Raw genomic sequence first — 24,286 nt, forward strand, 5'->3', positions numbered from 1 at the left:
GCACAATAGAAAAACACAACCAGTGGCCCTGTTTTCAAATAGCACCACTGGCCCTATTTTCGGTTGGCGTTAACAGCCAGGGGAGACGTGGGCACTTCCATCCCGGGCCTCTTTGGGCCACCATGAAGTCGGAACGGCGCGACGTCCTTTGAAGGATCCAAGGGCGGACATGTCACCTAATAGTGGGCGACCCTGGGATCCCTCGATCGTGGGGTCATTCCCAAATAAGACCCCGAGGCTGCCACCCAGACTTTAGCTGCTCGACCGACAGCTTGGGTGAGCCTTTTGGCGCCGTCTGTCGAGGCTGCCGTGTTTACACAACGGTGCGTTTCTTCAAGAAGCGCACCATTGTGTATGTGGATATGTCGATATGTGGGCGTGGATTGGTTCAGGCGGCTACGGCGAGGCGCTCGTGCTATCCTGCACCTCGCCGACCAGTTCCTCGATGATGTCCTCGAGGAAGAGCACCCCGGTGGTGGTGCCCTGCCCATTAAGCACGCGGGCCACGTGGGAACCGCTGCGGCGCATCGCGGCCAGCGCGTCCTCCAGCTCGCTGGAACCGGAGACCGAGGCCAGCGACCGGATCCGCTTGGCCGGGACCGCCTCGGTGAAGGCGCCGGGGGCAGTGAGGTCCATGACGTCCTTCAGGTGCAGGTAGCCGGTGGGCTCACCCGCGTCGTTGATCAGGATGTAGCGGGAGTAGCCGTGCTTGGCAACTGCCGTCTGGATGTCGGCCGGGGTGGAACCCTGGGCCAGCAGCACCATCTCGGCGATCGGCACCTCGACGTCGGCGACCTTCTTGGTCGTGAACTCGAACGCTTTGCTCAGCGTTCCGCTGGCATCGGAGAGCATGCCGTCGCGGGTCGACTGCTCCACAATGCTTGCGACCTCGTCCAGGGTATAGGCGCTGGTGGCACCTTCCTTGGGTTCGACCCGGAACAGGCGCAGGATCGAATTGGCAATGCCGTTGAGCGACCAGATCACCGGCTTCACGATGCGGGCCACCACGACCAATGGCGGGGCCAGGATCAGGGCCGCGCGCGTGGGCACGGAGAAGGAGATGTTCTTGGGAACCATCTCGCCGATGACCACGTGCAGGAAGGTGACCACCAGCAACGCCGCGATGAACGCAATGATGCCAATGGCTTCGGCCGAGAGCGTGGTCAGGCCCAGCGGAATCTCCAGCAGGTGGTGGATCGCCGGCTCGGAGACGTTCAGGATCACCAGCGAGCACACGGTGATGCCCAGCTGGCTGGTGGCCAGCATGAGCGTCGCATGCTCCATGGCCCAAAGCGTGGTCTTGGCCGCCTTGGAGCCGGCCTCTGCCTTCGGCTCGATCTGCGAGCGTCGGGCGGAGATCACGGCGAACTCGGCGCCGACGAAGAAGGCGTTGATGGCCAGCAGCACCACGAGCCAGATGATGCCGGGAAGGTACTCGTTCATTTGGGCGGCTCCTGGGTCATGTTCTCGATGATCTGGTCGTGTTCGCTCCGGGAGGGATCGACTGGAGTGAACTTCAGGCGTTCGATGTGCGTGCCCAGGACGCGCTCGACGCGCAGCGTGCCCTCGGGCAGGGACACCTCGTCACCCAGCTCCGGGATCCTATCCAGGCGGTCGGTGACGAATCCTGCCAGGGTGTCATACTCCTCGCCGTCGGGGACCTTGATCCCGGTGCGGTCCATTAGCTCGTCGGGCCGCAGGGAGGCATCGAAGGTCACCGAGCGCCCGGTCTTCACAACGCCAATGCGGACCGTGTCGTGTTCGTCCTCGAGCTCACCGACGATTTCCTCCACAAGGTCCTCGAGGGTGACGATGCCTGCGGTGCCGCCGTGCTCGTCGGAGACGATGGCGACCTGCAGGCCCTGCTGGCGCAAAAGTCCCAGCAGCGATTCGACGCCCATGGACTCCGGGATCCGCAATGGCGCATGCATCAAGTCGGTGGCCAGCTGCGTCGCGCGTAGTTCCATGGGCAGGGCGAAGGCCTGCTTTACGTGCAACACGCCAAGGACCTCGTCGCGGTCCCGCCCGGCCACAGGGAATCGCGAGAAGCCTGTTTGGATGGCCAGGGCAATGATGTCCTCGGCATTGTGCTCCGCGTCCACCGCGACCATGCGCACGCGCGGGGTCATGACATCGGAGGCACTGTGTTCAGAGAAGCGCAACGTGCGGTGCAGCAGCGTGGCGTGGTCTTGGTCAAGAACCCCTTCCAGAGCGGAGCGGCGAACCAAGGAGCTGAGCTCCTCGGCGCTGCGGGCACCGGAGAGCTCCTCTTTCGGTTCGATGCCGAAGGACCGGATGATGGCGTTGGCGGTGTTGTTGAACAGCAGAATTACGGGTTTGAAGACGGTGGTGAACAAGGTTTGGAAGGGGACGACGACCTTGGCAGTGGCCAGCGGCAGCGCCAGGGCGAAGTTCTTGGGCACCAGTTCGCCGATGATCATCGAGAAGACGGTGGCGATGAAGATGCCGATCACCGCGCCGATGCTCGGGACGAACGCCTCCGGCACGCCCGCGCCCAACAGCGGGACGCGCAGCAGCGAGCTGATCGCCGGTTCGAAGGTGTAGCCGGTGAGCAGGGTGGTGAGGGTGATGCCGAGTTGGGCGCTGGAGAGGTGGGTCGAGGTGATCTTCAGGGCCTTGATCGTGGATCCAAGGCGCTTTTCGCCGCGCTCGGCGCGGGCTTCTAGTTCGTGCCGGTCAAGGTTGACCAAGGCAAATTCGGAGGCGACGAACAATCCGGTGCCAACTGTGAGGACAAGACCGATACCGATCATGATCCATTCATACATTTGGGCGCCCCTCTCCGGTGGATGTCGGAATCCATCCGTTGTCGCGAAGGAGGGGCACGGGCATGTGGGAAGGGGGATCATCCATAGTACAGACCAGTGTATCCGGGCCCAACGGGTCGTGACCGCGGAAAGCTTTGTTGGAAGCTGCAGAAACGCTGTGAATTTCGCAGCATCGGCCGCTTACTCAACATCGGATCGGAATATTTCCTGATCGGATCCCTAACGCAACCAGTCGCATACCCCAATCCCGCATCCGACTCGATGTCATCAAAATTTGATGCCCCAAAACCTTTAGCTTTTTGAGACATGCGCACGACGCTGCTCTCGGCGATCTGCTGTCATTCTCCTCAAAGGCGACTGCATTGAACGTCAGAAGTTGCCTGCACTGCGCGGGAGCGTCCTCAAGGGGAACGGCCTACGGGACGGTTCTCAACGCGCACCATTTCGAAAATCAAGGGGGCCCACTAGCCAACAACGAGCAACTGGTCTGGCATTGACGGGAATAGTCAGTTGCTGAGCGTGCAGTTTGATCCGGCAACATTCAGGCGGATCGTGGGGGCCTGCGAGTTTAGTTCATCTTCGCCGGAACACACTGCGGCTGCATCGATCTTTACCCCTCCGAAGGGAACACTTTCGGTGGTGACGGTAGTTCCTGAGGCGACTGTGATCGAATCGACAAGTTTCCTGTCAGGCCCGGAAAGCGATATGGCGTGAGAAGCGCCTTGGTCCTCGGCCATAATCTCGAAAAGGCTGGCTGGTAGGCATCTTAGTTCTGCGTGGTCGGGGCTAGGTGGGCGATCTCCGTGCCTGCCAAGCGGACCCGCTGGGCCCCGCAGGAGCAAGCGTCATAATGAACAGTGCCAAGGCTCGTTCCATGCGATGAGCGTAGGTACCAGGTGTGATTCGCGGTGTCAGGGTGCATAGCCCAATCTTGGAGTAACGTGTTTATACATTTCAACCATTACATGGTGAGAAGGCCAGTGAGTGTGAGGATGGCCGGAAGCGTCGCGACGGCGAGAATGGTCTGCACCCCGGTGATCGATGTCATGAGTCGCGTGTCGCCTCCCATCCTGTTTGCAAGGACATAAGCCGATGGAGCGGTGGGGATGGCGCAGATGAGGATGACGCTTGCAAGGGTGGCTCCGGTCAAGCCAAGAGGAATAGCGATCCCTGCCGCGGCGAGGGGCAGCACGATGAGTTTGAGGACGACCGCGACGCCAATGTCGAGCGTGTCGCGTTTGCGGAAGGTGAAATGCAGGGCAGCGCCGACTGTCAGGGTTCCGCACACGAGGGCGGGAGCAGCCAGCATTTCGAGGGTGGCCAAGACGAACTCCGGAAGCGGCAATCCCGAGAGGTTGAGGGCGAGCCCGATCGCGCAGCCTTGGATGAGCGGGTTCTCGAGGAATTCGCGCCAAATCGGGATGCGTCGCCCAGTGCCCGGCGTGTTCCCATAAGCGGCGAGTGTGCTGACACAAATAACATTTACGAGTGGGACAACGATCGTACTGGCGAGGGCGAATGCTGCAACGCCCTCTTGTCCATGCAGTGCCGCCGCGAAGACCAGCCCGATATAGGTGTTGATTCGGATCGAGCCTTGGACCAGCGAGCTCAGTAGGGGTCCGTTTGCGCGAAGGGGGCGTCGCAGTGAGAGCACGAACCATGCGACCGCGCTGATCGGGACGGTGAGGCTGAACAGAAGCGGTCCGACAACAACGACATTGAGGTCGGCGTCGGCTATGGACGTGATGAAGAGGGCAGACGTGAAGACGCTATAACTCATCCACTCCAGGCCACTCCAGAATCCGTGATCAGTCAGCATCGTGCGGCGCATCAGCGCGCCCGCCGCGAGGAGGAGACCGATCGGCATGATCGCGGTGGTCATGAGGGTCATGGTTACCAACTGTGATGCAATGGGTTTATGCAGTTCAACCATGACAACATGACTGGTCCGCAGCTTGCGGCAGAACTTGTCAATCTTGTGGCCAGCGGACGGTGGACAATCGAACTGGCTCAGGTAATTCTGGGCGACCATCAGATCCGCAGAGCGTCCCTGACAGAGACTGTGGATGTGTTGCTGCAAGCATGGGCGGTGAGGTTGCGCTCTGCATTCGCCGCTGCCGACGTTGAATCACGGTGCGCTGCGATCAACGAGCTCCTCGAGGAAGGGGCCGCGCGCGCATACCTGACAACGCATGACAGGCTACGGCCTCATCTGCATTTCGCCGCGGAGAACGACGACGTCGTTGCCCGGGTGAAGGCGGTCACGGCTGGCGGGCTGGCGATCTTCACCGTCGAGTCAGAGGGTGGACGCCTGGGTGTGTGCGCAAAGGTCGGGTGTGAGATCGCGTTTGTCGACACCAGCAGGAATGGTTTACGGGCGTATTGTTCTGCGAGGTGCGGGAACAGCGATGCGGTCCGGCGACACCGAGGGCAAATCAGTTAGCCCTGACGCACCTACCTTGGAACCTTTGAGACTTACCCATCTGATGAATTTGGCCTAGCTAGGCGTCGTAGGGGCACCGCAGAAAACGGAAAAATCGTAGGAGCGCGAACGTGTTGACTGTGCGGCGAGACTAGCTCGGGGTACCCCGCACTATTTTGCTCCTGCGATGGATCCAGGTACGGAAACGGGCGTTTGAGTGTTAGCCACTCGGAACCACGCATGATTAGCCGGCTGCCAATCATGCACTCGCACTCTAGGGGGCCACCCCGTGACGAGAGTGCAGGGTTGGGTCGCCAACTTTTTTCTTGCTAACAGCGATGAGGTGCGGGTAGTCGACTGCGACCCCACGGAGCAGGGCGTGAACGGCGCGCGCGACCTCGGCATCGCTGGTGGAAGCGTGGCCGAAAAGAGCGCGATAGTGCACAAGTGAGGCCAGCAGATCTAACAGCAGGTCCCGATCGACGTCCCCGCGTAGATCACCGCGGGCGATCGCTCTGTCGAGGGCCTGACCGACAGAGCGGCGTGGAGGATCGAACAGGGCCGCCATGAACGCCTCGCGGCGCTTGGGGTCGTTGTGGCAGTCAGCGAGCAAGGATGCGAGGGCATCTGGCGGCATTCGACGGAACGCACCCACATGGAGCTTGATCGCGTCGCTCAAGTCACAGATTGTGCACTCTGTATCGGGTACCTCAAGTTCGCCGAGGCGGGCGGTGAGGGCGTCGAGCAATAGCTCAGGTAGACCAGCCCACCGGCGATAGATCGTCGGCTTTGTCGTGCTGGCTCGACGAGCAATGGCCTCAAGCGTCAAGCCGGAATAGCCAACCTCATCAAGTAACGTGAGGCCCGCACTGAGGATGGCTTGATCGATCGCGGGATCGCGCGGACGACCCCCGGGGCTTTGGCTCGGTTCCTGATGGGGGTCGCTCCGTATTGGTCGCTTTACCTCGGGGGAGAGTCGACTTTTCGAGGCAGGTGTGTGGTCAGGCATGAATAGAGTCTACGGCCATTTGGTGATACGTTCCTATACGTATAGGAACGTATCAAGGTGAGGATAGACATGTTGCCAGCAAGTAAGGAACAAGAGACCACAATACCGGGGCCTCCGAGGGGATGGGGTGCACTGCTCGGCCGTAAACATGGTCCGGTCGCCGCGACATTGGCAGGCGGCGTGGCGCTGCACGCAATCAACGTCTTTCTGGCAACCACGATCCTGCCATCGGTAATTGCTGATATTGGCGGGACTGAGCTGTACGCGTGGGCAACGACGGTATTCGTTTTTGCCTCAGTGCTCGGATCAACTATTGCTTCCGCGGTCCTAGGCGCACGCGGCCCGCGAGCCAGCTACCGCATGGCGGCGCTCATCCTCGGAATCGGCACGGTCATTTGCGCGCTTGCTCCAACAATGCCAGTCCTGCTCATTGGACGGCTTGTGCAAGGGATCGGCGGCGGCCTGCTTTTCGCTCTCTGCTACTCGATGATCCGGATTTCCTTCCATGAAGCACTGTGGCCACGGGCCATGGCGCTCGTGTCGGCGATGTGGGGCGTCGCGACACTGGTTGGTCCTGCTATCGGCGGGGTCTTTGCCGAACTGAATGCCTGGCGATGGTCGTTCTGGATTCTCATCCCGATCGTGATCCTCTTCGGCACCTGGGGTGCATCACGCCTGCCTGCAGGGGCATACGACGGAACAGCGTCACGCATCCCCTGGGTCAGCGTGGGCCTGCTGGCCGTCGCCGTCTTGGTGATTTCCGCAGCTAGCATCTCGTCGCTACTTTCAATCAACGTCGCCGGACTCGTGGTCGCGATGCTCCTGCTGTTCGCCTGGCTCAACCACGAGCGCAAGGCAACACGTCGACTTCTTCCCGCTGCCGCCTTCGGCCCCAACCCGCGCTTGCGACTCGTCTATCTAACGATGTCGTTGCTCGTCATCGCCAGCACCGTCGAGGTCTTTGTCCCCTACTTCGGTCAGAGGCTGCAAGGACTCGGGCCTCTCGCGGCCGGCTATCTCGGGGCAGTCATGGCCGCCGGCTGGACTGCGGGCTCGATCCTCTGCAGCGGCATCGAGAATCGTCGCTTGCTCATCGTTGCCATCGCTCCGGCGTTCTCAGCGCTCGGGCTCATGGTGCTGATCTTCACTGGACCGGTTCACTCCGGCGGTGCCCTTGCAATTGGCGGCATCGCCATTGGACTGCTGCTTCTGGGCTGGGGTGTCGGCATGGCCTGGCCACATCTGACCACCATGGTCTTGCAATTCGTCCCGGACGAGGACCAAGGTCTGGCAGGCTCCTCGGTCACGACCGTTCAGCTCACCGCGACCGCATTCGGATCGGCCATCGCTGGAGCCATCACCAACGTCGCTGGATTCGCCGACACGAACAGTATTGTCGGGGTCCAAACTGCCGCCCAGTGGCTCTTTGGGATCTTCACTCTCGCAGCCCTCATCGCACTCGCTACCGCGATCCTCACCGCACGCTCCACGCGGCACTGACCTCACTCCGACGGCGTTGCGCTGCCTGATCGCGGACACCGCACCTCGTCCCACAGGGACGTTGATCGGGACGGGTGAATGGAAAATCCTGCCATCGAACCTGGGCTCGGTGACCAGACACGATGGCAGGGAATCCGACAAACAACGGCAGAACTTTTAGGGCGAATTGCCTCAGCGGGGAAGGACAGCGGTTCCTTCCATGAATCGGACACAACGCCCCGTCAATATTGTGCGTTCGCCTTCGAAGTCGATGTGTACGGTTCCGCCTCGGGCCGATGCCTGACGCGCCAGCATTTGCTGTTTGCCAAGGCGTTCTGCCCAGAGAGGGGCGAGCTGGCAGTGGGCGGACCCGGTGACGGGGTCCTCGGAAACCCCGGCCTCTGCCCCGAACCAGCGGGAGACGAAGTCGTATTCAGTTCCGGTGCCCGGAGCTGTGACAATGGTCCCGCGCACCGGCAACGAAGCAAGGAATGCGAGGTCTGGTGTCAGGTCGATGACGGTTTGGGCGTCTTCGACCATGTAGATAAGGTCCGTGGCTCGCAGCTCCTCAGTCACCGGGACTCCGAGGGCCTTGGCGATGTCGGGGTCGATGGCAACTGGCGCGGGCACTTCGGAGGGGAAGTCCATGGTGTATTGGCCCTGGGCCGGGCGGGTCACCGAGAGCCAGCCGCTGCGTGTGTGGAACTGAAGTTTCTCGGCTTGGGGATGGGCGTCGTCAAAGAGGTAGGAGGCCGCGGCCATGGTCGCGTGTCCGCACAGGTCCACGTCGACGGCCGGGGTGAACCACCGCAGATGGTAGGAAGGGTGGGCGGGGTCCGGTGACTGGACCCCGTCGGGCAGGTCCTTCACCAGGAATGCCGTCTCGGAGAGGTTGTTCTCCATCGCCGCCTGTTGGAGCACCGCGTCGGGGAGCCAGTGGGGCAGGGCCATGACGGCTGCCGGGTTGCCCTCGAAGAGAGCGTCAGCAAACGCGTCGATCTGCGCTAGGGGTACCTTCACGACGTTGCGGTAGCACTCCAGGCGGTCGGGGTGGTCCTGGTGGTGGCCATGCTGATTATTCCAGGGGCCACGGCCTACCTTCTGACCGATCGATTTGGAAGGATGCTGGTTTTGGCACCAACCATCTCGGCACTGTGCGCCATCATTGGGCTATATTTCACCTACTATCTGGACACTGCATCCGGCGGCATGGTGGTCCTAGTCCAAGGAACAGCGCTTGCCATGGCCTACCTATTCAGCCCACGACACGGGTTAATTGTCACTCGCCTGGCCTCACAACGGCGGAAGCTGGCCCCTGCCTAGGCCCGGAATTTCGTGACGGCGCAGTCCAATAATGCGTGGATACGACAGGCGCATCTGACAGGATCACGTCCAATCGTTAGCCAGACACACAAGGGCCACACACCGCCGTTCCGCCAAGGAACGGCGGTGTATGGCGGTCTTCGCAACACCACTCTGCAGGTGTTGGAATGGGACGGCGTTGCCGCCACGTATTCGGAAAACGTCGATGATACCGAGCGCTTCCAGGCTCGGGACGATCACCTTGGCACCGGTGGTTACCCGTCCGTCGCGATCCCGTCAATGTCTTTCGACTGGGCGTCACTTATGACGGGAACCGCGAGCCCCGTTGGCGAATCTACAGGGATGCCAAGATTGATTGGACTGTCCCCGCCCCATATCCACCCCTCGCTTGTGTGGGGCCGGGTTCCTCTAAACTGCACCGTCCATGGCCGGATCCTGTCGTTAGCGGGCCGACGCAGCAACCTCTCCCCGATCGGTAATGACAAGTTCTGCACCCCCTTCGATGAAGTCCTCCTCCTGGGCGATCCATCGGATCAAAGTACCGAAAAACGACGCCCCAATATCGGAGTCAACCTTGTCGGTGGCTGCCTCAAGCAAAGGCTCGCCTTCCGTGACAGTGTCCCTCAGGATTCTTGAATCAGCGCGACAGGGGCGCTCCCGCTACGCCCACACACACACACACACACACACACACACACACACACAACGGGAGCATGAACGTGGCTGGTGTCGGGGTATGTCATGCGACCACGTCGAGCGTAGCGCGAACAATGCTATCCACATCGATGCCGTGATAGCGGTAGACGTCCTCGACGCTACCTGCCTGCCCGAAGTGGCTCACGCCGAGATTGCGGCTCTTGACCTGATTGACACCGGCGAGGAACGCGAGGGTGTGAGGATGTCCGTCGAGCACTGTGACCATGGGAACGGCGCGCTCGGACGGAAGGATTTGATCCAGTATCCATGTAGGGGCGTTCGCCTCCTGGCCATTACGACCCTGCAGCGCCTCGTAAAGTAGCCCGGGACTCGTGATGCACACCACGTCAACAGGGGTGCCTTGGGCAGCGAGGCGCTCGGAGGCGGCAAGCGCCTCAGGAACAAGGGCGCCCATGGTGACGATGGTTGCGCGCGGATCAACGGTCGAACGAAGCACGTAACCGCCGGCGACCACCTGGCGTCGACGACGCTCCCGGGCGGCCGGGTCCTCGGGGACAGCAGCCAGTTGCTGATCTACCGGCTTTGTGGAGAGCCTGAGGTAGGCTGACTTGCCGTCAGGGCGCCCCAATTGCGACATGGAGGCAAGCAGCGTCCATTCGGCATCGATGGCGAACGCCGGCTCATAGCTCGTGCACCCGGGCTGTTCGAGACCGATGGATGGAGTCTTGATGGATTGGTGTGCCCCGCCTTCCGGCGCCAGCGTAACGCCAGAGGGCGTACCAACCAAGATCGACTGTCCTCCGGCGTAGATGCCGTAAGACCACGGCTCGAGGGCCCGTTCGACGAACGGGTCATAGAGCACGCCGATCGGGAACAACGGCTGGCCCCAACGACTCCAGGTTGCGCCAAGTTCGCTGATCAGTCCCACGAGGTTGACTTCGGCGATTCCGAGTTCGATGTGCTGTCCAGTTGGCGTTTCTCGCCAGTGCATTACCGTCTCTGCGTCATCTGAGAACCAGTTTTGCCGCTCTTGGACTGACCATACTCCGACTTTGTTGACCCAGCCGGCCAGGTTGGTACTCGAACTCACGTCGGGGCTCACGGTCACAACACGGCGGGCGACGCCGGGGGCGGCGCGCTTGAGGTCGAGCAGGGCACGCCCGAGTGCCGCCTGCGTGGTGGCCGTCCCTGACGGGGTTCGCCCAAAATCAGTAGGGATCACAGGCGGTGCAACGGACGGCTCGGTATCGCGTCGAAGACCTTCAGCGATGCTCTCAATCATTTGTCCGGCAGCACTGGAAGGGTCGAAACGCCGCCAAGGCGCATCGGCGTTCTCGCCCAGGCGATCTGCAAGCTCCTGATACTGCTCGACTGTGAGCAGAGACGAATGATTCTGCGGGTGACCTTCAGTCGGCAGACCGTTGCCCTTGACGGTGTAGGCAATGATGGCGGTTGGTTTTGTGTCATCGATCTGCGAATAGGCGTTGCGCAGCGCGGCCAGATCGTGTCCCCCCAGATTTTTGATGGCGCGAATCAGCGTGTCGTCGTCGACACCAGCAATGAGTTCGGCGATGCCATCACATCCCTCACCATTACCGGGGAGGCGATCGCGCAGTTCGCCAGCGGAACAACGCAGCAGCCTCTGGTATTCAGGGTTTGACATATCCACAATGCGTTGACGCAGGGCGTCGCCTCCAGAGCGAGCCATGAGATTCTCCAGCAACTGCCCAAAACGCACAGTGATGACCTGCCAGCCGGCCGCCGTGAAAAGACGCTCGATTTTGCCTGCGGCAATATTGGGCACTACGCGGTCCAGTGACTGCCTGTTGAGATCCACGATCCATACGATTTCGCCAAGATCTCCGACGTTCGAGTCGAGCACGGCCTCCCAAACGGCACCTTCGTCCAGCTCGGCGTCGCCGACGAGCGAATACTGGCGCCCACGACTGGATTTCCCGCTCACGGTCTCGGTGTAGCGTCGCGAGATCGCACCCCAGATGGGTGCGGTTGCCCCGATACCCACGGAGCCGGTTGAGTAGTCGACCGGATCTGGATCCTTCGAACGACTGGGGTAACTCTGAAGACCTCCAAACTCGCGCAGCGTCGTGAGGTACTTCTCCTCGAGGCTACCGAGAAGGTAGTTGATGGCATGCAGGACGGGCGAAGCGTGCGGCTTAACAGAGACACGGTCTTCGGAGCGCAGCTGCCCAAACCACAACGACGTCATGATCGTAGCGATCGACGCGCTTGAGGCCTGATGCCCGCCAACCTTAATGCCCGAGGTGTTCAGGCGCACCCTGTTCGCATGGTGGATGATCGACGTCGAGAGCCACAACACGCGCTGCTCAATCGCTGCAAGCGTATTAAGATTCGAGTCTTTGTTCAGTGGAGCATCAAACACCGGACGGTCGTTGACAGGGCTTAAGGTCATGATGGGTTGCCTTCCGTGAGTGGCTCGGCGGGTGATGGGGGGAAGCACTCGATGCCATTTGGGCAGATTGGATAATGCAAGGGAACCACCTTCGGGCCCTCAATTGTTTGGTCAGAGCAGGGCGCTCTCGGACTGGTTCACAGGAACACTGTCAGGAGTGCTCGAAGCAGCGGTGAGTGCCTGGTCCAGATCTGCGATCAGGTCCTCAACACCCTCAAGTCCAATCGAGAGACGAACCAGGCTGGCCGACGGGCGGGCTTCAGGGGCAACTGGCCGGTGAGTGAGGGCCGCGGGGTGCTGAACGAGCGAGTCGACGCCGCCCAGGGAGACCGCATGGGTGAAGATGCGGACTGCAGACGTGAACCTGGTGGCAGCTTCGAAGCCGCCGCGCAGGCTGATCGATACCATGGCACCTTGCCCCCGCATCTGGTGCTGCAACAAGGATCTCGGGTCGCCGTCGCTGCCGGGGAAGTAGACCTTCTCCACCGCCGGGTGGTTGGCCAGCCATGTGACGATCCGGCGTGCACTCGCCTGCTGGTTGCGTACCCTGATGGGCAGCGTGGCAAGTCCACGGTGAAGCAGGTATGCGCCCAACGGGTGCAGTATGGCACCAGTGATCGCCCGGACGCGGCGCAACGCTTCAGCGGTCTTTTCGTCACAGGCGATGACTCCCCCAACGGCATCACCGTGTCCGCCGAGATATTTTGTTGCGCTGTGCAAGGACATGGCGGCCCCGAGGCTGATCGGGTTCTGCAGGATCGGCGTGGCAAAGGTGTTGTCTACCAAGACACGAACGCCGCCGCCCTGGGTTACGATGCTTCGAATATCAACCAAGTCAAGCGTCGGATTGGCCGGAGTCTCGACGATGATGAGGACCGTGTTGTCCCGCACCGCGCCTGCGACCTCGCCTTCCTCGCAAAAGGTGACGTCCACTCCAAGAAGCACTGAAGCCAATAGGTGGTCGGTACCGCCATACAGTGGGCGTACCGCAACTATGTGGCGCTTTCGGGTGTCGCCTGCCGTGGGGGTGGCGGTGCTTGTACTGGCGAGAATGGCGGCAGTCATCGCCGCCATCCCCGAGGCGAAGGCGACAGCAGCCTGGGCCTGCTCCAATTGTGCAAGTCCAACCTCAAAGCGGGCGACCGTCGGGTTCCACAGCCGGGCATAAACGGATCCGCCTGCAGGCAGGGGATGACCGCCGAGTGCCATTGATTCGTAGGAATCGCCACCAAGTTCAATATCGGGCAGCGGGTTTGTCGTGGACAGGTCAATCGGAAGCGCATGCACACCCAGCGCCTGGAGGTCCTCGCGGCCGCCGTGGACTGCCATCGAGTCGAGGTTCATCAGTTTGCTGTTCATGGCTCAAGGATGAACGAATAAACAATGAACGTCCATCTAATTGGATGAGAAAATAATCAATCTGACATAAGCTACGATTTTCACTAACAACGGATGGCGTGACGGGAGACACATTGCAGAAAGCACAACCACTACGAAGTTCAGGCAAGGGTGCACCTGCTGGCATGGCCGCTGGCAGGGTGGAACTGGACCGGATCGATCTGGCGATTTTACGCGCACTGGTCTTCGACAGCGGCTTGACCAACAAGGCCGTGGCCTCGCGGCTTGGGCTCGCCGAGTCAACCTGCGCGTACCGCCTGCGGATGCTTCGGGAAGCAGGCGTGATCATTGGGGGACGCGTCAAGCTGAACTTCAGTGCGCTCGGGTTCCCGATCCAGGCCATCGTCAAGGTGCGGCTGGAAAGCCACAACGCTGAGCACGTCAACAACCTGTACGCCAAGCTCACGCTAGTCCCGGGCGTTATCCAGGCATTCCATGTTGCCGGGGAAGACGACTTCCACCTGCACGTCGCCGTGGAAAGCCCTGAAGCGCTGCGCGACCTGGTCTTAAAGCACATCACGAACAACCGCGTGGTGCGTCAAACAGAGACGCAGCTAATCTTCGAAGCGCGGGATGGCGTTGGAATCTTGGCGGACCAGCCGCCGGCGGCCAGATGAATCAGCACGTGGAGCAATTCCCTGGCTGAGGCCCGGCGGCGTTTTGTGTTTTCTCCAATGTGTCCCAAGTCATACGAAGCAGTCTTGGTGAAAACTTTCAATTCCATTGATTTCATTGCTGAGTAAATGAAGTGTATGGCGTTTTGTTATGTTCCCGTTCAGTGTTGGCACATGCACTGCAAACCAGGCAGCGCCGCTTGGTTCGGCCGACCCCTATGAAAGTGGTTCAATGATGAACATCAAAACGAGAAAGCGGCTTAGCACCGTGCCCGTGGCGGTTGCACTGGCCGTCTCGCTGGCAGCGTGCGGCGGCACCGCCGGAGCCACCAGCTCCGGCAGGCCCACGGATGCCTTGGCCGGAAGCGACCAGGTCTCCCTGGACAGGTACACCACCAAGGACGTCACCGCCTTGGACAAGATCGACACGTCCACGCTGGGCCTGATCACCCCCGGCACCCTGACGGTCGGCACCCTCTCTGACGCCCCGCCGAACATCTTCATTGACAAGTCCGGCACTTTCACCGGCTACGACAACGAACTGCTGTTGACCATGGCCGGCAAGCTCAAACTCAAGGTCGAATTCAAGTCCACCGACTTCGCCGCCCTCCTGTCCCAAGTGGCCAATAAACAGTTCGACGTCGGCTCCTCCTCGATCTCCACGACGGACGCCCGCCGCAAGACGGTCGGCTTCACCAACGGCTACGACTTTGGCTACATGGCCGTGGTTGCCAAAACTGATGCGGCCATCAAGGGCTTTAAGGACCTGAAGGCCGGCACGCGCATCGCCGTCGTGCAAGGCACGGTGCAAGATGACTACGTCACCAACACCCTCAAGCTGGAACCGGTCCGGTTCTCCGACTACAACACCGCCTACGCCAACCTGAAGAACGGCCAGGTTGACGCTTGGGTCGCCCCATCCCAGCAGGCCAGTGGCCAGGTCAAGCCCGGCGACGGCACGGTCATCGCTGAATCAGTGGTCAACACGCAGAACTTCATGGCCTATGGGGTGAACAAGGAGAACCAGCAGCTCATTGACGCGCTGAACTCCGCCCTAGACGCCATCATTGCTGACGGCACCTGGTCAAAGCTGGCCAGGCAGTGGTACCCGGACCGCGAAATCCCCGCTACCTGGTCCCCGGGATCCAATGCTGCAGTCGTGGCGAAAGGGTAGACAATGGATGCACTCGAGCAGCTCCGTAAAACGTTCTTTGACTGGCAGGCCATGGCGGACGTCATCCCTCAGATACTCACAGTCGGTTTGCCAAACACACTCATTCTGGCCATATCATCAGCCGTTCTGGGCTGTATTTTTGGCCTGGTCCTGGCCGTCCTGGGTCTCTCGCACAATCCCCTCCTCCGGTGGATGGCCCGAATCTATACGGACATCTTCCGCGGGCTTCCGGCCATCCTGACCATCTTGCTCATTGGTCTGGGCTTTGGCCCGGTCGTCAGGATCTTGACCGGCAGCACTAACCCGTTCCCGCTGGGGATCTTGGCGCTGACTTTGATGGGCGCGGCCTACATTGGCGAGATCTTCCGGTCCGGCATTCAAAGCGTTGACAAGGGCCAGCTGGAGGCCTCCCGCGCACTGGGCTTTAGCTACACCTCTTCGATGATCCTGGTGATCATCCCGCAGGGCATCCGGCGGGTGCTGCCGGCGTTGGTGAACCAGCTGATTTCACTGATCAAGGACTCTTCCCTGATCTATCTGCTTGGCCTGCTAGGCAGCCAGCGCGAAATCTTCCGCATCGGAAATGATGCGGCGGCCAACACCGGAAACTTATCGCCACTGGTAGCGGCGGGAATTTTGTACCTAGTCCTGACCATACCGCTGACCCACCTGGTCAACTTCATGGACAACCGGATGCGCAGCGGGCGTCCGGATAAAGGTGGCGGCTCCGCCGCCACCGGTCCATCCGGCCTTGCCGGCCAAGCCGTTGTCGAACCGGTCGGACCCGCCAGCCTTGCCGGGAAAGGAAACTAAGCCATGACCGAATTTAGCTCGGGCACGTTGACAGGGACGAACTTGCATCTGTCCTTCGGCTCCCTCCACGTGCTGCGCGGCATCGACCTCCATGTTGAGCACGGCACCACCGCGTCGTTGATCGGGCCCTCCGGCTCAGGAAAGTCCACGCTGCTGCGGGTGTTGAATCGGCTGATCGAACCTGATACCGGCGACATCGCGCTGGACGGCAAGTCCGTGCTGACCGAGAACCCCGACCGGCTCCGGCAGCGCATCGGCATGGTGTTCCAGCAGTTCAACTTGTTCCCTCACAAGACCGTGGCGGACAACGTTTCGCTGGCGCTGCACAAGCTACGCAAGATGCCCAAGGACCAGGCCCGTGCCAAGGCCCTGGAGCATTTGGACATGGTGGGTCTGAAGCACAAGGCTGACGCGCGCCCAGGTAACCTTTCCGGCGGGCAGCAGCAGCGCGTGGCCATTGCCAGGGCACTGGCCATGGAACCGGAAGTCATGTTCTTTGACGAGGCCACCTCCGCACTGGACCCGGAACTCGTCAAGGGAGTGCTTGCCCTGATGGCTGATCTGGCCACCTCCGGCATGACAATGGTGGTCGTGACACACGAGATGGGTTTCAGCCGCAACGTCTCCGACTCGGTGACGTTCATGGACGGCGGCGTGGTGGTGGAGACCGGGCCTCCGGAGCAGATCTTCACAGACCCGCAGACGCCCCGGCTCAGAGGCTTCCTCTCCGACATCCTCTAACGTTTCCTTGCACACGAACACCCAACCAAAACCAGCAGCTAACCAATGGGAGAAAACATGATTACCACCTCTACGAAACCCTTCGCCGACTTCGCCGCTATCGAATCAACCGTCGCTGCCGTGAGCGAACAGCGCGAATTGGGCAAGGTTTCATTCACCATGCTCAGCGAATCGGCCGGAGGCCTGACCGCCAAGACGATAACCGGTCCCCTGATCCAGGCTGGCGAACCTGATCTCTCACGGCGGGGAAAGTTCACGCTCAACAGCGATGAGCCAATCGGATTGATGGGCACCGACACGGCAGTGAGCCCGGCCGAGTACATCCTCAAGGGACTGGCCGGATGCTACATGGTGACGCTGGCGTCCTTGGCAGCAGCCCGTGCCATTGAAATTGAGGCAATCCGGCTCACACTGTCGTTCGACATTGACCTCAGCGGCTTTCTCGGCATCGATAAGACGGTCCGTAAGGGGGCCCAGCAAATTGCAATCGACATCGAAATCGACAGCCCCGGGACCCCGCGGGAAGTCCTCATGGACCTTGTCCAGGCGCTCGAAGCTACCTCGCCCATCCGGGACACCCTGGCCAACCCGGTGCCGGTCGCGACCATTCTGCGCTAACGCCGGCGCCCGCTGCGCCAGGCCCGCAGGAATTCACACATCACGGGCACTAAAGACATGTTCATTCTCGGACCGGGTCAGTAGATGCACAGTCAGGTATCGCCACCGGTGAGCTGGATGTGGTCCCCACCAAGGGCAGGGACGAACCGCAGCAGGTCAGGATCCGTGGCGTTTCTGTCCCAGTGAAGATGCTGATGATATTGCTCTTGACCACCATTCACACCGGGAAGGAATGGTGGTCAAGATGCCCACCACCTCTAAACGCTCGATTGCGAGCGTGGAGTTAGCAGCGCATCAGGGGTCCCCTGCATAGTTTCATGGCCTAGCCCGGCGGTATCCCGTTCCCTCGGCCAGCAGCGAACGAGAGGACGGTGGCGGAGAAATCGAGCAGGCTGCCGGCGGCGCGCTGCGCATGGCCGCCGCCGCGTTCTCGATGTAGCCAGGCCTGGCCGCCGCGGTTTCGGATCCCGAGGACGAATTCCACCGCCGTGGCGTTGTCGACGCGTTCGTCGTTCCCGATCACCCAGCACAGCAGCGGAGGAAGATGGTCAGCTGAATCCAGGGCGGCCAGGAGGTGTCGCGGGGAATATGCGGCACGTTGCTGCCCGGAGGTTTCCCCGTCGGCCCCGAACTCGTGGAGCCATTGGGACCCTAACCCGTGCCGGTGCAGTTCCACGGTGTCCAGTAACGGGGCCACCGCTATTACGCGGCCGAAGGCGTCGGGCTCCAGCAACGCCGCGGCACAAACCACCAGGCCGCCGTGGGAGGCGCCCACCGCGGTGAGTTCACCGACACGTGTCCATCCCTGCGCCACCAGGTACCGAGCCACATCGATCACGTCGTGAATGGCATTCAATTTGTTGGACCCGCGTCCGGCTTCGTGCCATTGCGGGCCCAGTTCCCCGCCCCCGCGCACCTGGGCCGCCACGTGAATTCCGCCGGCCGCAATCCACGCCACCACGCTGGGTTCGGGCTCGCTGCGGTGGACGACGCCGAAGCCCCCGTAACAGGAAAGCAACAGCGGCCGAGGGGAAACGGGCCGGTGCCTGGCAAAGTCGCCGACACGTGCCGAGACAATCACGGGAACCATCACACCGTCCCGTGCCGGGACCCGCAGGCGCAGGTGTGCAAAAGCCCCGGTATCCTTGCGCGGCCGCGACGTGGAGGCATCGGGCGCTTCCGGCAGCTCCATGCAGATGACCGCCGAGGGCAGCTCCGGGGAAGCGCTCTGGATCCACAGCGCGCTGCCGTCCGGATGCGTGCTGATCGACAGCGAAGTGAGTTGCTCGGCCGCCTCCAGCCACCACAGCGTTGCCCTGTTCAGCGTGATCTTGGTTCCTGTGGGTCCCTCGATGGCCAGCACGTCACCGTGCTGGCTTCCCACCCGGGCCAGCACCTTATGCCCAGGGATCTGCTCGTGGTCAGGGTCTGCATTCGTTGACGGGTTCCAAATACCTTCCCGGTGCAGCCAGCACCGCGTTCCAGCCCCGGGTGTGCGCACCGTGAGCAGCAGCGCGCCGTCCCGGATTCCCAGGCGCAGCCGCGCCCCGGCCGCAGGGGTTCCGAGTTCCCAGGGGAAGGGCATCGGCTCGGGCGGCGCCGAGGGTCCGCCCTCATCAAGCTCGCAGCGCCAGATGGTTTGTTCCGGCGGCTTCCCGGAAAGCACCCAAAGCGAATTTCCATCCGGCGCCCACACCGGGGCGGCGTGCCAGGACCGGGGGCCGGGCAGTTGCAGGGGTGGGGTGCCGGCCGAGAGTAGCCAGATCCCGGCCAACTCGGTGTCCGCCGGACCAAGCAGTGCGGCGACCCGCGTGCCGGAGGGATCGAGGGTGAATCCGCGCACCACCCGATTCGCGGGAGCTGGTAGCGCGGAGCCCACTGGCGGCGGGGCTGGAGGGGCGTTGCGGGCAGATAGTGCCCGGCGCAGCCAAGGATCGGGAACCAGATACAACGCAGGGAATTCCTCCCTTGGATTCCGCCAGGTGAAGACGGCGTTGCCACCGGCAACCTGAGGCATTCCCTGCCTGGCCGTGGAATCCCAATGCCTGACTTTGTTCCGGAAATATTCGAAGAGAGGAGGCTTGTGCCGGAGTTCCAGAGACGCCTCGTTTGAGCCCTCGCGCTTTTCCACGCCCAAGGTCCAGGTCACCGCCCCACCGCGTCCCCGGGGCCGGTGTCGGCGCGGTTGAGCCATCCGAGATGGCCGCCGTCGTGCAGCGGAGTTGGTACTTTGACGGTATGGATTGCCGACTCTGGGGAGTTCGTGTCGATAAGATGCACCTCGCCGTGCCCGCCCCGCGTCACGGCAACCCATTCACCGCCAGGCGAACCGGCGACCGCCCGCCGATCCGCGTCATCCCACGGTTCGACGCCGGGCCGCGGGGCCCTGTCCATGGACGGCAAGGCCCAGCGGCCTCGCTCTTGCAGAGTCTGTGCGTCGTATGTGCGAAGGTCATCGCCGCCTGGGTGGATCCGGGCCACGGCAATTGCGGTGAGGGTCAGTGCAAAGCGGAAGATCATCCCGTCGCCGAGCTGCTTGGTGCGCGAGGTGTTGGCGTCGATGTCATGGATCCAAAGAGTATTTCCCCAGGTGACCCACTGGCGCGGGCGCTCCCCTCCTTCGCGCAGGACCGCAACTAGCAGACGCCGCCGCGGGCAAAAGCGCAGAAAATACGCGCGCCCCGCGGCCCCCCAGGGGCGCGTCGGCAAGGGGGCTGGGGTATGTCCACGTACGTCGAAGCACTCGAGACCGCGCTCGGTGGCCACGAACAGGGTGCCTGCCACGGGGTCATAGGCGTCTCCGTGGCCGGCGGCGCCGGTCGCTTCGATGCTCTCGCCGCGCAGCTGCGGGCAGTGGACGCCATCGGCGAGAATTGCCTTGACTGAAACGGATTCCAGGCCCCCAGGTTCGCGGTGCCGCAGCACCACCCGCGGACCGTTCGGGGTGGTGGCGACCACGACTCCCGGCTCTCCGGTGCGCGTGCGCATCCGGCGGGAGCGCGGTCCTCCCTGCGCCTCCAGGTCCACCACACTGAGCAGGTCGCTCCACGGCTCCCACGATTTCCCAAGACCTGTGCTGACCGCAACGAAACGGCCCGCGACGTCGCAGGCGAGGTGCTCGGCCGGGATGGCAACGGATATTCGGTGCTCAATTGATGCCTCGGGATCGGTGTCCATATCTACAAAGGGATCCATGATGATCAGCGAACCCCCCGCATCGTCCACCCAGGCGCACCTGCCACTACCAAGGGGCAGGATCCCGGCGTGCTCGGCCAGAACCATGCCGGGAATCCAGCCAGTAACCGTTTGGGATGCGGGATCGACGAAACCGATGGTTTCGGCCCGCTGATCGGCAACGACAAGTACTTCCTGTCTCATGACGCCTCCATAAAGTCTATTTGATAATGATTCTCATTAAGTATAGTGTCTGTCTTGTTGCTGAACGGCAACACCAACACACCTACGAAAGGACCCCATGGAAAACACCGTGGTACTGGCCGAAGTTGAAGAGACCGAGCAGTTGGCCCACTTGTCGGCCACTCACTCGAATGCACTTGTCGAGAACCCGTTCGACTAATTGCCTAGTCAATGCTGTGGAGTGGATGCAAGGCATCCACTCCACAGCATTGTCCTACCCGAACCAATCATCTTGAAGGAATCATGAGTAGCCCGACAATCGACGTCTTCGAGCTCGACGGAAGCGCCACAGTGCGTTCCTCCGATGGCGCCTTCCTGCGAGTACAGACTCCCTCCGGCGCACCGGTGCCCTTGGTGGATGCCTTCCACGGTCAAGTCCGGCAACAACTGGATGCACGGGCAGCCCAACGAGAACATCCCCGGCTCGGGCGTGAACGCCTCGCCCTTCTTGCCCCGGATGCTGGATGGGAACCCATCGCCTCGGTGTTGACAGGGCTTGATGTCCAACGCATCGCCGACACCGGCATCTCCACACAACGTCATGGCTTGGTCATCCAGGTGGCCGCCACCCGAGCAGAACGAACCGCACTCGACGCCTTGCCCTCTGCCGGAACCGCCGTGCTTCGCTGCTACCGGGAGGGCGAGATTCTCTTTGTGGATCCGCTGGCGCTGTGCTCGGCCGATCCGACCGGTTCTCAGGTGGTGCGCCGCCGTCTGGCCGCCTCCGTCGCCTCGGCTGACCTGGACGGCTGGCTCAATATCACCCGGCCCAGCGATGCCACGCTCGAGGACTTGCCGTCCCTGGCCCAGCAATTCCTTGGTGTTCGGATCCGTGCCATGGTCGCGGCGTGGCAGCATGACACTTCGGAGCTCGCGGTGCTGCGCCGCACCCTTTGGAGACTGGATACTCGGACGCTTTGCAGTAGTGAGCACCCGGTCCTTGGGTTTGCCGAACCGGCAAAGCGGCCCGGTCCACCACGATGAACCACGGACGCCAGACCGCGCCAACTTGCTTGAATATACGGTTGCGCGATGGCAGCGTTCTTGCGGGCGACCATTATCGTTCCCGCCAGAATACAGGCAGGGGAATCGTCGTGATCCGCACTCCCTACGACCGCCGTGCGTACCAAGCCCAAGCCGGGGCCTGGCAGGCACAAGGCCATGACGTGCTCGTCCAGGACGTACGCGGCCGTTACGGTTCCACCGGACCGTGGCTGCCCTACTCGGCTGAGGGGCGGGACGGGGCCGAAACCGCGCGCTTTCTGAAACGCGAGGGTCTCCTGAATGGCGCGTTGATCCTGGCCGGGGCCTCCTACGACGCGCATTGCGCCCTTGAGGCCGCCCGGTGCCTGGAAGCCGATGGAGGCCAGGTGCCTGCCGCGGCGGTGATCGCCATGGTTCCCGCCCTCGGACTCTTTGAGACCGCCAGAAACCCCGATGGCACCGCACGCTTGCGGGACCGGATTGGTTGGTGGCACATGCACGGATTCACCGCCGAATCCCGCCCCCCGCTGGCACCCGTCGAAATTGATCACCGTTGCCAGGAGGCCGACGCCCTCGGGGTGCGCCACGCGATGCCCGCAAACATCTACGGAGCGCATGCCCCGGCCCAATGGGACCGGTTGTGGGAGGCAACGAAGCTGGATCTTGAGGCCCGCTACTCAAGCTGCCAAACACCCCTGCTGGTTGTTTCCGGGCACCGGGACTTCTTTGCCCACGAGGCACTGGAGCTTGCCGAGGCTTGGGCGGCGGGCAGAACGGGCTTCCTGACCGGCCCGTGGGGACACCGCCTCGCCGCAGGCCTTGACCCCGCCACCGCGGCCACGCTACGCCGCCACGGCGGCCTGATGGCCAAGATTCAGGACTATTTGGAGGGTGCCGACCGCAGCCCCTTCACCAGGGAATTCACCGAATCTCTCGACGGCGCCGCTTCCTGGGAGCCGTCCGACCGTACACGCCTGCGTGCCGCTATCAATCCTCCCGTCCCAGCAGAATGCGAAGAACCCTCATGACCACTGCCGAACACCTTGGCCTGTTGCCGCTGCACACACTGGTGGATGAACACACCGGGATCATCCGCCGCGTCCGCTCGGTACTAACGCCTCAAGACGCCCCGCCAGCCTATACATCCATGACCGCCGAGGTCTCGGACGCCCGCTGGCTGGGAGACTGGCCTGCGGACCGGGTATCGCTGGGCACCACTTTCGGGGACGAGCGACAGGCATGGATCGCGGCGGTCGCCGAGGGCATTGAACGCTATTGCGGCAACTTCATCCCGGCCGACATCCCCGACAAGGAACACTTCATTGGCAGTGTCCGGCAGGCCGCTACCGCCGGGCTGCGCATCGTGCCGCTGGATGAGCTGCCCAGCTTTGCCCCGTGGCAGCTGGAACGCCCAGGCTTCCCGTACAGGGATCTGGATGAGGATACCGAAACGCTCTGGACCTCCTGCCGCCGACACAGCGACGGGCAACAGGTCTGGCTGCCCGCCAGCCTGGTGTACCTGAACTGGCGGCAACGGCGTTTCACTCACCTGCCCAGGATCCACCACCTCAATTACGCAGGAATCGCCACCGGGCAGGGGTTCGCCGATGCCAGGGACCGGGCGCTGCTGGAAACCGTGGAACGAGACGCCCTGGAATTATGGTGGCACCTGGACGGACCCACCCGTGGCATCCGCACTGATTCGATCCCCGGGCTGGCGCAGGCCATGGATGGCTGCCGACTCGAATACTGGGTCGTTGAAATGCCTAGCGAGTTCGCACCGGCCATGGCGGCACTGGTCTTCGACCCCGGCACCGGGCTCTACGCCGCCGGATTCTCCTGTAAAAACGATCCGGCCGAAGCCGCCCGCAAGGCAGTGCTCGAGGCGGTCCACACCTGGATTTACACGCAGGGCACCACCGATGCGGACGGCTGGGTCTTCCAAGCCGTCCAGGCCGGGCTCATGGCCCGGGGCCTGTACCTGGAGCACCGGTCCGACCGCCGCTACCTGCAGGACGCCGGGGAGCAATTCGAAGCCGTCCGTGATCTGGGTGCCCATGTCCAGGTGTGGCTTGATCCCGGGATGCACGCCCTGGCCGATCGATTCAAGGCGCCGGCTGGCGCGCTGGCGGGAATCGAGGAGGTGGCTGCGGTGCCCATGGAAGAAGTTCACCGGCGCCTAGCCGGCGCGGGGCACGAGGTTTACGCCCGTGAGCTGACCACCGACGACGTCGCCCTGACCGGGTTGAGTGTGGTGCGGGTCGTGGTCGGTGGACTTGTGCCCAATGCCCCGGCCGCCTTCGCCTACCTGGGCTGCCCGCGCGTCGCCAAGGCCGCGGTGGCCCGCGGCTGGCGGCATGTCGCACCCCACGGCCCGGAGGATTTCACCCTCGCCCCACCACCCCACATGTAGGAAC

General features: G+C 62.3%; 22 protein-coding genes and 1 pseudogene. 12 read left to right on the plus strand and 11 right to left on the minus strand.

The window, feature by feature from the left end; genetic code table 11:
- Positions 1-396 precede the first annotated feature (396 nt).
- The 3 genes from CVS27_RS19165 to CVS27_RS19175 form a co-directional block, all read right to left on the minus strand.
- A complete protein-coding gene (locus CVS27_RS19165; RefSeq protein ID WP_103467452.1) occupies positions 397-1,443 on the minus strand; it encodes a hemolysin family protein in 1,047 nt (348 codons plus the stop codon).
- Positions 1,440-2,789 (minus strand): hemolysin family protein, encoded by a 1,350-nt coding sequence (locus tag CVS27_RS19170; protein WP_103467453.1) that lies wholly within the window; start codon positions 2,787-2,789, stop codon positions 1,440-1,442. The genes CVS27_RS19165 and CVS27_RS19170 overlap by 4 nt, the downstream gene beginning before the upstream one ends.
- Before the next feature lie 961 nt (positions 2,790-3,750).
- A complete protein-coding gene (locus CVS27_RS19175; RefSeq protein ID WP_207767585.1) occupies positions 3,751-4,671 on the minus strand; it encodes an AEC family transporter in 921 nt (306 codons plus the stop codon).
- 57 nt (positions 4,672-4,728) lie between these two features.
- Here CVS27_RS19175 and CVS27_RS19180 point away from each other — a divergent pair, with 57 nt between their 5' ends.
- The gene (locus CVS27_RS19180) at positions 4,729-5,232 is read left to right on the plus strand and encodes a CGNR zinc finger domain-containing protein (RefSeq protein ID WP_243400283.1); all 504 of its coding nucleotides are present in this window, start codon (positions 4,729-4,731) and stop codon (positions 5,230-5,232) included.
- A gap of 253 nt (positions 5,233-5,485) precedes the next feature.
- Here CVS27_RS19180 and CVS27_RS19185 read toward each other — a convergent pair whose 3' ends face one another.
- Positions 5,486-6,220 (minus strand): TetR/AcrR family transcriptional regulator, encoded by a 735-nt coding sequence (locus CVS27_RS19185; RefSeq protein ID WP_103467456.1) that lies wholly within the window; start codon positions 6,218-6,220, stop codon positions 5,486-5,488.
- A 180-nt stretch (positions 6,221-6,400) separates the two neighbouring features.
- Here CVS27_RS19185 and CVS27_RS19190 point away from each other — a divergent pair, with 180 nt between their 5' ends.
- On the plus strand, positions 6,401-7,720 hold the full coding sequence (locus CVS27_RS19190) for an MFS transporter (protein ID WP_207767586.1): 1,320 nt from the start codon (positions 6,401-6,403) through the stop codon (positions 7,718-7,720).
- Between the two features lie 171 nt (positions 7,721-7,891).
- Here the strand turns inward: CVS27_RS19190 and CVS27_RS19195 are convergent, their stop codons facing one another.
- Positions 7,892-8,719 carry a PhzF family phenazine biosynthesis protein gene (locus CVS27_RS19195; RefSeq protein ID WP_103467458.1) on the minus strand — a complete coding sequence of 276 codons (828 nt, stop codon included), beginning with the start codon at positions 8,717-8,719 and terminating at the stop codon, positions 7,892-7,894.
- A 9-nt stretch (positions 8,720-8,728) separates the two neighbouring features.
- On the opposite strand from CVS27_RS19195, the pseudogene CVS27_RS19200 reads away from it, so the two are divergent.
- Positions 8,729-9,022, plus strand: a pseudogene (locus CVS27_RS19200) (metal ABC transporter permease); the annotation flags it as partial.
- A 254-nt stretch (positions 9,023-9,276) separates the two neighbouring features.
- On the opposite strand, the gene CVS27_RS21700 reads toward CVS27_RS19200, so the two are convergent.
- The 4 genes from CVS27_RS21700 to CVS27_RS19215 all read right to left on the minus strand — a co-directional run bounded on the left by CVS27_RS21700 (position 9,277) and on the right by CVS27_RS19215 (position 13,469).
- On the minus strand, positions 9,277-9,516 hold the full coding sequence (locus CVS27_RS21700) for a 2-oxo acid dehydrogenase subunit E2 (protein ID WP_133162999.1): 240 nt from the start codon (positions 9,514-9,516) through the stop codon (positions 9,277-9,279).
- A complete protein-coding gene (locus tag CVS27_RS20960; protein WP_165788355.1) occupies positions 9,464-9,619 on the minus strand; it encodes a hypothetical protein in 156 nt (51 codons plus the stop codon). The genes CVS27_RS21700 and CVS27_RS20960 overlap by 53 nt, the downstream gene beginning before the upstream one ends.
- Positions 9,620-9,761: 142 nt before the next feature.
- Positions 9,762-12,110 carry a thiamine pyrophosphate-binding protein gene (locus tag CVS27_RS19210; protein WP_103467460.1) on the minus strand — a complete coding sequence of 783 codons (2,349 nt, stop codon included), beginning with the start codon at positions 12,108-12,110 and terminating at the stop codon, positions 9,762-9,764.
- 111 nt (positions 12,111-12,221) lie between these two features.
- Positions 12,222-13,469, minus strand: a complete 1,248-nt coding sequence (locus tag CVS27_RS19215) for a trans-sulfuration enzyme family protein (protein ID WP_103467461.1) — start codon at positions 13,467-13,469, stop codon at positions 12,222-12,224.
- Between the two features lie 164 nt (positions 13,470-13,633).
- On the opposite strand from CVS27_RS19215, the gene CVS27_RS19220 reads away from it, so the two are divergent.
- The 5 genes from CVS27_RS19220 to CVS27_RS19240 all read left to right on the plus strand — a co-directional run bounded on the left by CVS27_RS19220 (position 13,634) and on the right by CVS27_RS19240 (position 17,468).
- Entirely contained in the window at positions 13,634-14,125 is a 492-nt protein-coding gene (locus tag CVS27_RS19220; protein ID WP_165788356.1) for an Lrp/AsnC family transcriptional regulator, read from the plus strand.
- A gap of 232 nt (positions 14,126-14,357) precedes the next feature.
- Complete coding sequence (locus CVS27_RS19225) at positions 14,358-15,296, plus strand: ABC transporter substrate-binding protein (RefSeq protein WP_103467489.1); 939 nt, start codon at positions 14,358-14,360, stop codon at positions 15,294-15,296.
- Between the two features lie 3 nt (positions 15,297-15,299).
- Positions 15,300-16,109, plus strand: a complete 810-nt coding sequence (locus CVS27_RS19230) for an amino acid ABC transporter permease (RefSeq protein ID WP_103467462.1) — start codon at positions 15,300-15,302, stop codon at positions 16,107-16,109.
- A gap of 3 nt (positions 16,110-16,112) precedes the next feature.
- On the plus strand, positions 16,113-16,850 hold the full coding sequence (locus tag CVS27_RS19235; protein WP_103467463.1) for an amino acid ABC transporter ATP-binding protein: 738 nt from the start codon (positions 16,113-16,115) through the stop codon (positions 16,848-16,850).
- 57 nt (positions 16,851-16,907) lie between these two features.
- Positions 16,908-17,468 (plus strand): OsmC family protein, encoded by a 561-nt coding sequence (locus CVS27_RS19240; RefSeq protein ID WP_103467464.1) that lies wholly within the window; start codon positions 16,908-16,910, stop codon positions 17,466-17,468.
- Positions 17,469-17,790: 322 nt separating this feature from the next.
- Here CVS27_RS19240 and CVS27_RS19245 read toward each other — a convergent pair whose 3' ends face one another.
- Complete coding sequence (locus tag CVS27_RS19245) at positions 17,791-19,485, minus strand: prolyl oligopeptidase family serine peptidase (protein ID WP_165788357.1); 1,695 nt, start codon at positions 19,483-19,485, stop codon at positions 17,791-17,793.
- 128 nt (positions 19,486-19,613) lie between these two features.
- Entirely contained in the window at positions 19,614-20,846 is a 1,233-nt protein-coding gene (locus CVS27_RS20965) for a hypothetical protein (RefSeq protein WP_165788358.1), read from the minus strand.
- Positions 20,847-20,943: 97 nt separating this feature from the next.
- Between CVS27_RS20965 and amiA the strand changes: the two genes are divergently transcribed.
- From amiA to CVS27_RS19260, 4 genes are all read left to right on the plus strand, one after another.
- Entirely contained in the window at positions 20,944-21,045 is a 102-nt protein-coding gene (amiA, locus tag CVS27_RS21405; RefSeq protein ID WP_243400284.1) for a streptamidine family RiPP, read from the plus strand.
- Between the two features lie 83 nt (positions 21,046-21,128).
- Entirely contained in the window at positions 21,129-21,869 is a 741-nt protein-coding gene (locus tag CVS27_RS19250) for a hypothetical protein (RefSeq protein ID WP_103467466.1), read from the plus strand.
- A complete protein-coding gene (locus CVS27_RS19255) occupies positions 21,866-22,897 on the plus strand; it encodes a CocE/NonD family hydrolase (RefSeq protein ID WP_103467467.1) in 1,032 nt (343 codons plus the stop codon). The genes CVS27_RS19250 and CVS27_RS19255 overlap by 4 nt, the downstream gene beginning before the upstream one ends.
- Positions 22,894-24,282, plus strand: a complete 1,389-nt coding sequence (locus CVS27_RS19260) for a YcaO-like family protein (protein WP_103467468.1) — start codon at positions 22,894-22,896, stop codon at positions 24,280-24,282. Before CVS27_RS19255 ends, CVS27_RS19260 begins: the two co-directional genes overlap by 4 nt.
- Positions 24,283-24,286: the final 4 nt, after the last annotated feature.

The sequence above is a fragment of the Arthrobacter glacialis genome, from assembly GCF_002909445.1.
Lineage (GTDB): Bacteria > Actinomycetota > Actinomycetes > Actinomycetales > Micrococcaceae > Specibacter > Specibacter glacialis.

What these genes read in the sequence shown, in the direction of transcription:
- CVS27_RS19230 (WP_103467462.1), top strand. Translation starts at nt 15,300, where the DNA reads ATGGATGCACTCGAGCAGCTCCGTAAAACGTTCTTTGACTGGCAGGCC.
- CVS27_RS19260 (WP_103467468.1), top strand. Translation starts at nt 22,894, where the DNA reads ATGACCACTGCCGAACACCTTGGCCTGTTGCCGCTGCACACACTGGTG.
- CVS27_RS19235 (WP_103467463.1), top strand. Translation starts at nt 16,113, where the DNA reads ATGACCGAATTTAGCTCGGGCACGTTGACAGGGACGAACTTGCATCTG.
- CVS27_RS19210 (WP_103467460.1), bottom strand. Translation starts at nt 12,110, where the DNA reads ATGACCTTAAGCCCTGTCAACGACCGTCCGGTGTTTGATGCTCCACTG.
- CVS27_RS19170 (WP_103467453.1), bottom strand. Translation starts at nt 2,789, where the DNA reads ATGTATGAATGGATCATGATCGGTATCGGTCTTGTCCTCACAGTTGGC.
- CVS27_RS19255 (WP_103467467.1), top strand. Translation starts at nt 21,866, where the DNA reads ATGAACCACGGACGCCAGACCGCGCCAACTTGCTTGAATATACGGTTG.
- CVS27_RS19175 (WP_207767585.1), bottom strand. Translation starts at nt 4,671, where the DNA reads ATGACCACCGCGATCATGCCGATCGGTCTCCTCCTCGCGGCGGGCGCG.
- CVS27_RS19225 (WP_103467489.1), top strand. Translation starts at nt 14,358, where the DNA reads ATGAACATCAAAACGAGAAAGCGGCTTAGCACCGTGCCCGTGGCGGTT.
- CVS27_RS19250 (WP_103467466.1), top strand. Translation starts at nt 21,129, where the DNA reads ATGAGTAGCCCGACAATCGACGTCTTCGAGCTCGACGGAAGCGCCACA.
- CVS27_RS19220 (WP_165788356.1), top strand. Translation starts at nt 13,634, where the DNA reads ATGGCCGCTGGCAGGGTGGAACTGGACCGGATCGATCTGGCGATTTTA.
- CVS27_RS19245 (WP_165788357.1), bottom strand. Translation starts at nt 19,485, where the DNA reads ATGCCTCAGGTTGCCGGTGGCAACGCCGTCTTCACCTGGCGGAATCCA.
- CVS27_RS19165 (WP_103467452.1), bottom strand. Translation starts at nt 1,443, where the DNA reads ATGAACGAGTACCTTCCCGGCATCATCTGGCTCGTGGTGCTGCTGGCC.
- CVS27_RS19240 (WP_103467464.1), top strand. Translation starts at nt 16,908, where the DNA reads ATGATTACCACCTCTACGAAACCCTTCGCCGACTTCGCCGCTATCGAA.
- CVS27_RS19215 (WP_103467461.1), bottom strand. Translation starts at nt 13,469, where the DNA reads ATGAACAGCAAACTGATGAACCTCGACTCGATGGCAGTCCACGGCGGC.
- amiA (WP_243400284.1), top strand. Translation starts at nt 20,944, where the DNA reads ATGGAAAACACCGTGGTACTGGCCGAAGTTGAAGAGACCGAGCAGTTG.
- CVS27_RS19185 (WP_103467456.1), bottom strand. Translation starts at nt 6,220, where the DNA reads ATGCCTGACCACACACCTGCCTCGAAAAGTCGACTCTCCCCCGAGGTA.
- CVS27_RS20965 (WP_165788358.1), bottom strand. Translation starts at nt 20,846, where the DNA reads ATGAGACAGGAAGTACTTGTCGTTGCCGATCAGCGGGCCGAAACCATC.
- CVS27_RS19180 (WP_243400283.1), top strand. Translation starts at nt 4,729, where the DNA reads ATGACTGGTCCGCAGCTTGCGGCAGAACTTGTCAATCTTGTGGCCAGC.